12 protein-coding genes are annotated in these 8,255 nt (G+C 58.1%); 6 read left to right on the plus strand and 6 right to left on the minus strand.

Annotated elements, in window-relative coordinates:
- Positions 1-215: 215 nt before the first annotated feature.
- Positions 216-662: a hypothetical protein gene (locus HZZ16_RS36650; protein WP_197955685.1), complete on the plus strand. Its 447-nt coding sequence runs from the start codon at positions 216-218 to the stop codon at positions 660-662.
- A gap of 266 nt (positions 663-928) precedes the next feature.
- Positions 929-1,150 (plus strand): YodC family protein, encoded by a 222-nt coding sequence (locus HZZ16_RS38525; RefSeq protein WP_376707617.1) that lies wholly within the window; start codon positions 929-931, stop codon positions 1,148-1,150.
- A gap of 168 nt (positions 1,151-1,318) precedes the next feature.
- Here the strand turns inward: HZZ16_RS38525 and HZZ16_RS36660 are convergent, their stop codons facing one another.
- Positions 1,319-1,852, minus strand: a complete 534-nt coding sequence (locus HZZ16_RS36660; RefSeq protein ID WP_197955687.1) for a hypothetical protein — start codon at positions 1,850-1,852, stop codon at positions 1,319-1,321.
- A gap of 203 nt (positions 1,853-2,055) precedes the next feature.
- On the opposite strand from HZZ16_RS36660, the gene HZZ16_RS36665 reads away from it, so the two are divergent.
- The gene (locus HZZ16_RS36665; RefSeq protein WP_197955688.1) at positions 2,056-2,511 is read left to right on the plus strand and encodes a hypothetical protein; all 456 of its coding nucleotides are present in this window, start codon (positions 2,056-2,058) and stop codon (positions 2,509-2,511) included.
- Between the two features lie 310 nt (positions 2,512-2,821).
- Here the strand turns inward: HZZ16_RS36665 and HZZ16_RS36670 are convergent, their stop codons facing one another.
- Positions 2,822-3,115: a hypothetical protein gene (locus HZZ16_RS36670; protein WP_197955689.1), complete on the minus strand. Its 294-nt coding sequence runs from the start codon at positions 3,113-3,115 to the stop codon at positions 2,822-2,824.
- A 254-nt stretch (positions 3,116-3,369) separates the two neighbouring features.
- Between HZZ16_RS36670 and HZZ16_RS36675 the strand changes: the two genes are divergently transcribed.
- Positions 3,370-4,107, plus strand: a complete 738-nt coding sequence (locus HZZ16_RS36675) for a hypothetical protein (protein ID WP_197955690.1) — start codon at positions 3,370-3,372, stop codon at positions 4,105-4,107.
- Positions 4,108-4,647: 540 nt separating this feature from the next.
- Entirely contained in the window at positions 4,648-4,848 is a 201-nt protein-coding gene (locus HZZ16_RS36680; protein WP_197955691.1) for a hypothetical protein, read from the plus strand.
- Between the two features lie 169 nt (positions 4,849-5,017).
- Here the strand turns inward: HZZ16_RS36680 and HZZ16_RS36685 are convergent, their stop codons facing one another.
- The 4 genes from HZZ16_RS36685 to HZZ16_RS36700 all read right to left on the minus strand — a co-directional run bounded on the left by HZZ16_RS36685 (position 5,018) and on the right by HZZ16_RS36700 (position 7,785).
- Entirely contained in the window at positions 5,018-5,473 is a 456-nt protein-coding gene (locus HZZ16_RS36685; protein ID WP_197955695.1) for a cupin domain-containing protein, read from the minus strand.
- A 249-nt stretch (positions 5,474-5,722) separates the two neighbouring features.
- A complete protein-coding gene (locus HZZ16_RS36690) occupies positions 5,723-6,703 on the minus strand; it encodes an ABC transporter substrate-binding protein (RefSeq protein ID WP_197955697.1) in 981 nt (326 codons plus the stop codon).
- A 220-nt stretch (positions 6,704-6,923) separates the two neighbouring features.
- Complete coding sequence (locus tag HZZ16_RS38065) at positions 6,924-7,196, minus strand: ABC transporter substrate binding protein (protein WP_197955699.1); 273 nt, start codon at positions 7,194-7,196, stop codon at positions 6,924-6,926.
- Entirely contained in the window at positions 7,141-7,785 is a 645-nt protein-coding gene (locus HZZ16_RS36700; RefSeq protein ID WP_197955701.1) for an ABC transporter substrate-binding protein, read from the minus strand. The genes HZZ16_RS38065 and HZZ16_RS36700 overlap by 56 nt, the downstream gene beginning before the upstream one ends.
- Positions 7,786-8,042: 257 nt before the next feature.
- Between HZZ16_RS36700 and HZZ16_RS36705 the strand changes: the two genes are divergently transcribed.
- A partial coding sequence (locus HZZ16_RS36705; protein WP_197951284.1) for a transposase occupies positions 8,043-8,255 on the plus strand: 213 nt, incomplete at its 3' end.

Below are 8,255 nucleotides of genomic sequence, written 5' to 3' on the forward strand. Positions count from 1 at the left end.
CCGATTCCACCTATTCGGTGCGACCGGAAACCTTCGGGTCGCAACAGCGGAAAAAATTCGGACGCGACGCCGAGATCAACGAAGATCGACGCTTTAGTTCAACGGACTAGCGCTCCGATAGGGTTTGTAATTGAATTTTCTTCACAATCTGCGATTTACCGATCTTTCGGGTTGGTAGGGGTAAACAGTAGGGTATCGAAAGCAGCGCATTGGAAATGGTTGAACTTGCACCAACGATGAGTTCCCAGTCTTCGCCCGATAAAGGCAAGGTTCGGCTCCTTACTCTTGGAGATCTGGACGGCCGCACGCTGGCGGCGAGAAATGCGCGCGCGCTCATTGCAGAGCTGGAGTCGGACCTGGGTGGCTCCGATCACCTTTCCGCAGGACAGCGTGCCTTGGTGATGCGCGCTGCCGTCACGGGTGCCATGGTCGAGCATCTGGAAGCATCCTGGCTGTCCGGCGGCGATTACGATGTGCTCGCCTACACCGCCTTGACCAAGCTCCAGCTCCGGCTGCTGACCGCTCTAGGATTAGAGCGCCGAGCTCGAGACCTGGACATGAAATCCACTGTGGTCACGATCAAACGGACTATTGTTGATCCAAAAGTCCCGGGCGAAGAGACGCCAGCACCGCCACCCTGCCCTGTGGGACCGCCTCGCTGAACGTTTTGCGGCGGCCCGGCGCGATCGGCGGGCTTGCCTGAAGCGAAGTCTCCGACCAGACATTGGCACCCGCCTGCCCTCCTCATGCGATCGAAATCTTTGGACACGGGACATGCTCGTCTCCACAAAGCGCAGAATTGCGCTTCAGAAGGGCGCGCCTGAGCCGGGGCGCTAGAGTGGCAGAAGCTTGCGCGCACGTTGGAGTTGAACTAGCATGCGCCGGCAATTGGATAATTTTTCAAATAGCATTTTTTCGGAGGTGCCCGATGGTTAAGGGCGGCAGGCCAATTCCCAAGCTAACCGCTGACAAAGTGAACCCAGGTGACCGAGTGCGCCTCCGATCAGGTGGCCCTCTCATGACGATACATTCGATCAGCGGCGACAATGTAGATTGTCAGTGGTTCACTCTGGATGGTGAATTGCGCTCAGCGACATTCCCCATCTATATGCTGATGGTGATCGAAGGCGCTGCGGACACGAGCGACTAAGAATTCTTTGAAATTGGCTGTGGCGGGGAAATGACATGGTGAAATCGGGGCGACCCATTACGAAACATGGCGATGCAGATCCCCGTCGGGCGCATCGGAAAGCGAAAAAGTCCGCCGTCAGGAAGACCGCCAAGAAGACGCGAAAAGTCGCAAAGAAGAAGAAATGAGCTAGGCAGACCACCGCGCAGCGGCCCAAGCGATCATGCCGACAAATATTCCGACAAAGGGTGCCGCCATGCCGAAGCGAGCACCCCAAGTGAAACGTCGAGCATTTTCCTTGATCACATCGAAGTTGGCGTTGATGTGACTCTGGATATGAAGTGCACGCTCGCCGAGGCAATCGTCGAGCTCCTTACCCTTAGTAACATCCTCCTCCCAATTATCCGGCTCGCATCCAGGAAGGTAGAAGCCGACAGGCTGAATGGCCGTGACGCAAAACAGGGCGCCCGTGATGAAGCTTATTGCTGCGGCCCCTCCGGCGATCACAAGGGGAAGCCGTTCGTGGAGAGCGGTGCCAGCTGCATTGTAGACGGCGATTGCTACGCCGGCCGTGAGGGCTGTTGCTGCAGCCGTGTACATGCCAGCCAAGCTTGATGCCCGCGAGTCGGCAGAAGCTGCGATCTTAACCTGGCCATCCAAATACGCCTCGCCTCCGCGGACAATCTCCTTTCGGAAATCGGGCTTGATCTTCGAAAAATCCATCTTCTTACCTCCATTTCCGCGATAGCGTCTCGTACAATGCAACCTGGCTCCAAACTGTGCAAGCCTCAGAGCCGCAGTTGGTCCCTCGCCCACGTCCAACCCGCAGTTTTCCGGGGGCGCGCCTGACGTTTGCGCTGGCTCTTGATCTCGCGCGCTGGTTGCGCTTGGATACCCCACTAGCTCGGTCTCAGGAGGATCGGCAATTGGATGCAATTCTCCAAGCACTGGGGGCGCCGGGCATCGCAGCAGCGATCGCTTCGGGCGTGGCCGCGGCCACGCTCGCATTCGTTGGAGTGCTATTGAACATCTTCGTGACGCTGCGAAGCAATACCAAGACAGGTAAGCGTGCGGTTGCAACCTTCCGGCAGGCGTGGATCGACAATTTACGAAAGACGCTTTCCGAGTATCACTCTATCCTCATGTCAGCGCCCCCTCCCTTGTCGACGGCTGATGATAGGAAAGTCTCCGACCTTGGCACGCAGATCGAGTTGATGCTCAATCCTGAAGAGGACGCGTCTCAGAAGCTCGAAGAGATCATGGAGAAGATCTATAGCGCGCCCACCCTTGAGGCGAAAATAGCGCTGGACCCCGAATTCGTGGCGGCGGCGCGTCGGGTGCTAAAGGATGAATGGCGGCGCGTAAAAGCTGAACTGCGGTAGCGGTACATCTTGCCGTTCTCGCACACGTGAGGATGTGACCACGCGTGCAATCATCAACTAAGATCGTGTTACGGAAACGTCGTTCCCCGAGGGCAGCTTGCAATGATGTCCGAGATCAACCGCTGAAATGCGATTTGATGACAGCTCCCATCGTCCTCAACGGGGACAGTAAAAAAGAAGCCCCACGAGCTCACCCACCACTCGGCAGTATTGAGGGGCATCGTACCCCTCATCGGACGACACTTGTAATGGGAGAGCTTCTCCTCCCATTCCTCCCGCGGCAGGAATCGGAGCGAGATCACCGTCAGCCCTAGGCTGCGATCGCCGCGTACTCTCGAGTCGTCACACCTGAATTCGGAAGCGGTTCGATGAGGCCATTTTGCTCTAAGGCCTCCCGCAACCCAACAAGCGGCTTAACAGCGAGTTCGCGATCAAATTTCTTAGAAAGAAAAATCGAAAGAGCGGGCTCAACGTCCCCCATCACCGCGGCAGCATTCTTATGCGAAAGCACAAAGCCAGGAAGCTCTTGGGAGTAGACGAATAAGCCGCCGTCGTCCCGACGCTCAAACGTCACAGTGATCCTAACAACGGATTCGCTAGCCATGGTGCCCTCGCGGCAAGTGATGCACGCCGCCAACAACGCGTCAACAAGACTCGAGTTGCGTTAACGAAGGTTTAATGGTCAGCTCTTCTGTCCTATCTGTCAAGCGCAGTTTGATGCCAACCGGCATCCTATGATCCCTCTCGTGATACCGAGAGGCCTCGCATTTCCTCTGGTTAATAGGCCTCGCGCGCGCCAAGCCTTGATCTCTCGCGATGGTTGCGCTTGGATCCACTTTTCGGGTCGGGGGATCCTCCATGCGTAATCTGGGTATTTTCGCACTTTGCGCCGTGCTGGGCGGCTGCATGTCCACTGGCGAGACGATTTCTTTCCGAGCGTCGAATCCGCAGCAGCAGGCGCTTATGCGAGACGGGCAGCCCGCCCTCGTCTCTCGGCAAAAGAGCTCGCTCGTCCTAGTGCGACCCGCGTCGCGTCAAATGCAGGCGAACGGGCGGCCCGTGTTCGTCGTCGGCATCAACAATCTAAGCAAGCAGCCGGTCGACTTCCGCGTTGGACAAGTCGAGGCCGTCCAGCACGCCGCCGGCTCTGACTTCGAGATGAAGGTCGTAACCTACGAGATGCTGGTTCAAGAAGAGCGAAACCGGCAAGTTGCCGCCGCCCTCCTCACCGGGCTGGCCGCCGGCGCCAACGCTTACAGCGCCGCCAACGCTGGGCATGGCAGCTACACCACCCCCAGCGGACGCACGGGAACGTTCTACAGCCCCACTGCGGCTCTGATCGCGCAGAATAACGCGGCGATCCAAAATGAAGCGATGATCGCGGCCACTGTCGAGACCGGACAGCGCAACATGGCGGCACTGGAGCAAGCCGTGATCAAGGACAACACATTGATGCCTGGCGAATGGTATGGAGGACAACTCCACCTCGCGCCGCCCACTGATCAAGGCGGTGGCCCTAAGACCTACACCATAGTCATCACCGTGGGGGCCGAGCGCCATGTCATCGACGTAGCGCAGGGACCTGCGGGAGCGTGAGCCGGGTGAGCATTAGAAAGCTTCCGTTCCTTTTTTGGCTCGTTGTCGCGCTTCTTCTGTCAGCGAGCATACCCGGATCGGCTGCCTGCGGTGATAACGGCGGCCCAGGTTATCGAAGCCAGTCTGGAAAGTGTGTGGGCTGGGAGGCCCTTGCACGTCAATGCGGAAATCCGCCCTCAACGAAATGCACCCCTGAGAACGTCGCGAGTGGATCCGATGACGCTGCAGCAAAGGGGTCAACTATCCGGTCGCTCATGGATCGCTCGCATGCATCCAAAACGCCCGCCAGCAACTAAATCACTAACTCCTACGCGCGCGCTGTTCCGAGCCCCGGGCAAAGGCGTTGTTGCACTCATTGCGACGGTATCGACGCTCGCCTCCCCTACCGTTGCCGCCATTGATCCCGCGGCAGGACCTAGGCACACGGGGCACGCCTCAGAAGATCGCGGGCAATGGCAGCGGATCGATTTCCGTTCGGAGCGGCTCTCCGTCCGAAGGGCGCCGCACATTAAGGTTGCAATCCAGACCCGAGGCCCGACCATGCAAGGTCTCATCCGGATTCCCGGCGCGCCGGCCTCCAACTTTGATACTGGCAAAGGGCTGACTCTGGTTGAGCTAATCAATGTGGGCGACGAGGCCAAGGGCTATGCAGAGATCGTCGCACTGGAGATCGTGTTCACACAGACCTCGCCGGACCAATACTACCGAGTCTTCGCCGTCGACTATGGTAGAGGAAACTAGGGCGTGCATTCTTAAATTCGCGATGTCCGCTTGGCTCCCAACAGCGGCGCAGAAGCGGCCATCGCACGAAGTCCGCTGTGGGCCAACAGCCGACATCCCGCCTGTGCCGGAATGGCGAAAGAGGCCGCCGATTGAAGTGGCCTTTTTTTGTGGTTCGGCGCTTCGTTTTTTACTTCTTGCGCGGATCGTCAGCTGGATCGATGAACTCGATGCCCCCTGGCCCGGTGAATACAATTTGGACCATCGCTTCTTCGTTTGTCGTCCAAACATAATGCGGGTGCTTCGCCGGCAACGCGAAGACGGAGCCCTGCTTCAATATCTCGCCTTTCGAGGGATCAAACTTTTCGCCCATGGCGTTCCCAAAGCTGCCACTCATCACGGTGACGACCTCGGCATAGGGATGAGTGTGCGGCGGAACTTTATAATTCGGCGGGAATTTCACCCGCTGGACGATGGTCTCGGCCTTTCCTGGGTCACCGATCAAGATGGCGGTTTGCACGCCCTTGAAGACCGGATGCTCTGTCCAAGGCAGGGCATCGGGCTTGACCACCTTCATTGCATCTTGAGCCAGCGCCGAACTTGCCAACGCGATCAAAGTGGCGGCGGCGACAAAGGACTTGGTCATCCTAACCTCCTCCCAAATGTTGTGAAGCTCGAAGGCCCAATAGGATACAGCAAAAACTCAAACTGAGGTACCTAAACTCGGTTTCGGGTCGGCTTGAGGTCATCGTGAACGAAGTCCGGCTTGGGTCAAAAGCCGCCCTCGGCGTTTCCATGATGGCTTTCCGCTCAGCCCTCGGAAGCGGACCCTGCTAGGCCAGGAGCGGGAGTCAGCCACGGTCCTAAGCGGACCCATGTTACAGCAACTATCGTGCTATTCGATCACCTCGTCGGCACGGATGAGTAACGAGGGCGGGACAGTGAGGCCGAGAGCTTTGGCAGTCTTCATGTTGATCAGAAGCTCGAATTTGGTTGGCCGTTCTACCGGGAGATCAGAAGGCTTGGTACCTTTGAGTATCTTGTCCACGTAGCCCGCCGCCCGGCGGAACAAATCTCGGGCGTCGGCTCCGTACACCGACAGTCCGCCGTCGGCATAGTGCCGGAACAGATAGTTCGCCGGCAGGCGATACTTCGCCGCAAGCGCGATAATCTGCGGAGCCTGGACATAGGTGAGTGTATCTCCAAAATCGATGATCGCATCGGCATGCTGGGCGACAGCGGACGCAAAGGCGGCGTCGAGCTGATCGGCCGTGGCCGCCTCGACCGGAAGCAAAGCCACACCGAGCTCTCGGCCGATGCGGGGTACGTCTTCTGCAAGATATAGCCTTTGCATTGGATTGGCTGGATTGACCAAGAGCGCGATTTTCGAGGCGCCGGGAACGAGTTCTCGAAGAATTTCGAGACGTTTCGCGAGGAAGTCGTCGGGTACCATGGTCGAAAGGCCCGTCACGTTGCCCCCGGGACGCGGCAGGCTTTGCACGAGGCCAAGCTTCACGGGATCGGCCACGCTCACGAATACGATCGGAATGATGGTGGTTGCCGACTTCAACGCTACGGCCGCTTGCGGTCCCGGAGCGACGAGCACATCGGGACTGAGGGCAATCAGATCGGCAACGGAAGCCGCCAGTCGATCAGAGGGTTCGGAAAAGCGATACTCGATGACGAGATTTTTTCCCTCGATCCAGCCGAGGCTTCGCAGCGCATCGAAAAGCACGAGCTCGGCTTGATTGAGGGCTTTCCCGCTTCCATCACCCACGGCAAGAAAGCCGAGCCGACGACGTTTTTCCTGGGCGGGCGAATAACGTGACGAAACAAGCAGCGCCGCAACGCCCGCTATGAACTCCCGCCGTTGCATTCGACCCTCATCACAGCGTGAGGATGAAGGCGCATAGTAACACGTCTCGGTGGTCGTCGCACTCTGTGGCCGCGAATGTTGCATCGCGAATGCGGCGCGCGGCTCAGGATGGCTTCGGGTCAGCCGCTGTCTTGGCCCGCTCGGGTCACCATCGGGAAGCGGACCTTGCGGCGCTTCGAGCTGAGGTCAGGTACGGGCTAATTGCCGAAGTGATCGAAGTTCATTCGATGAGCCTGTCGGCTTGAAGGACGACCGCTTCTGGCATCGGCAGATTCAGCAACTTCGCAGTCTTGAGGTTAAGCACCAGTTCAAACTTGGTCGGTTGTTCGACGGGCATTTCAGCGGGAACCGCGCCCTTGAAGATTCTATCTACATACTGCGCTGAGCGCCGGAACATGATGGATAGGCTCGGACCGTAACTTGCCAGCGCGCCCGCTTCAACAAACTCGCTGATCTGATAAATTGCGGGGATGGGAGCTACGCAAATCGACAATTTTCAGCCGAATTGGATCAGCTAGGACAAACACGGCATCGCACTGTTCCTTCCCGATATCCTGAAACGCGCGCTCCAGGACGGCTGGAGTTGCTTCAACAACGGGAACGGTCGATAGCCCAACAGTATGCGCGGCCGCGCGTGACACCTCGTAAAGTCGTGGGTGGGTGGGATTTGACGACATCAAGACCGCGATCTTTCTGGCAGATGGAAGGATAGTGCTGATCACGTCAAAGATCTTGGTAGTGGTGTCACCGTACATGTTAGCTAAGCCGGTTATATTGCCGCCAGGACGAGCAAAGCTCTTCACAAAGCCTGACCCGATCGGATCAGTCGCAGGCGTCATCACAATGGGGATGGTCGAGGTTGCTCGCTGCGCGGCGGCGATCGCAGGCCTTGCAACGGTAACAAGCACATCGGGATGAAGTGCGATGAGTTCGCTGACCAACGCAGGCAAGCGGTCGTTTCTTCCCTCAGCCTGTCGCTTGTCGATGATTAGGTTCTTGCCCTCGACATAGCCGAGAGCGTTTAGCTCCTTTCTGAATACTTCAAACAGCTTGAGGTCGGGGCCCATGATGAAGCCGGGCATCAGGTACCCGATCCGCCAGGTTTTCCCTTGTTGTGAGCGCGCCGTCTCTAGCCAAGCGGCAGCAGCGCATGCAAGAGCCGCAATGAACTCCCGTCGTCTCATGAGCCTTGCCTCAGGCGCGATCAGCGATCGCGTGGCAGCTTGATTGCAAGAGTGACTATGCTGCAACGAACGTAAGCGTCGTTTTGATCCCACCTTCTCGTGGCGTGAAGGATAAGCGAGGTTCACGATCTCTTTGAAGGGATCGGCTCGTGTCTATGCTTGACCATACGCTTAAGTCGGATGTGGCAACGGGCCGGTTGGAGGTGATCACAGAGACCGGACGACGCCGTTGGTTCTCCAAGGACGACAAGGTCCGGATTGTCGAGGAGACGCTGGTCCCAGGCGCGGTCGTTTCCGACGTTGCCCGCCGACACGGGCTGACACCCCAACAAGTGTTCACCTGGCGGCGGCAGGCGCGCCAGCTGCCC

The organism is Bradyrhizobium glycinis, from assembly GCF_016031655.1.
In the GTDB taxonomy this organism is placed as follows: Bacteria; Pseudomonadota; Alphaproteobacteria; order Rhizobiales; family Xanthobacteraceae; genus Bradyrhizobium; species Bradyrhizobium glycinis.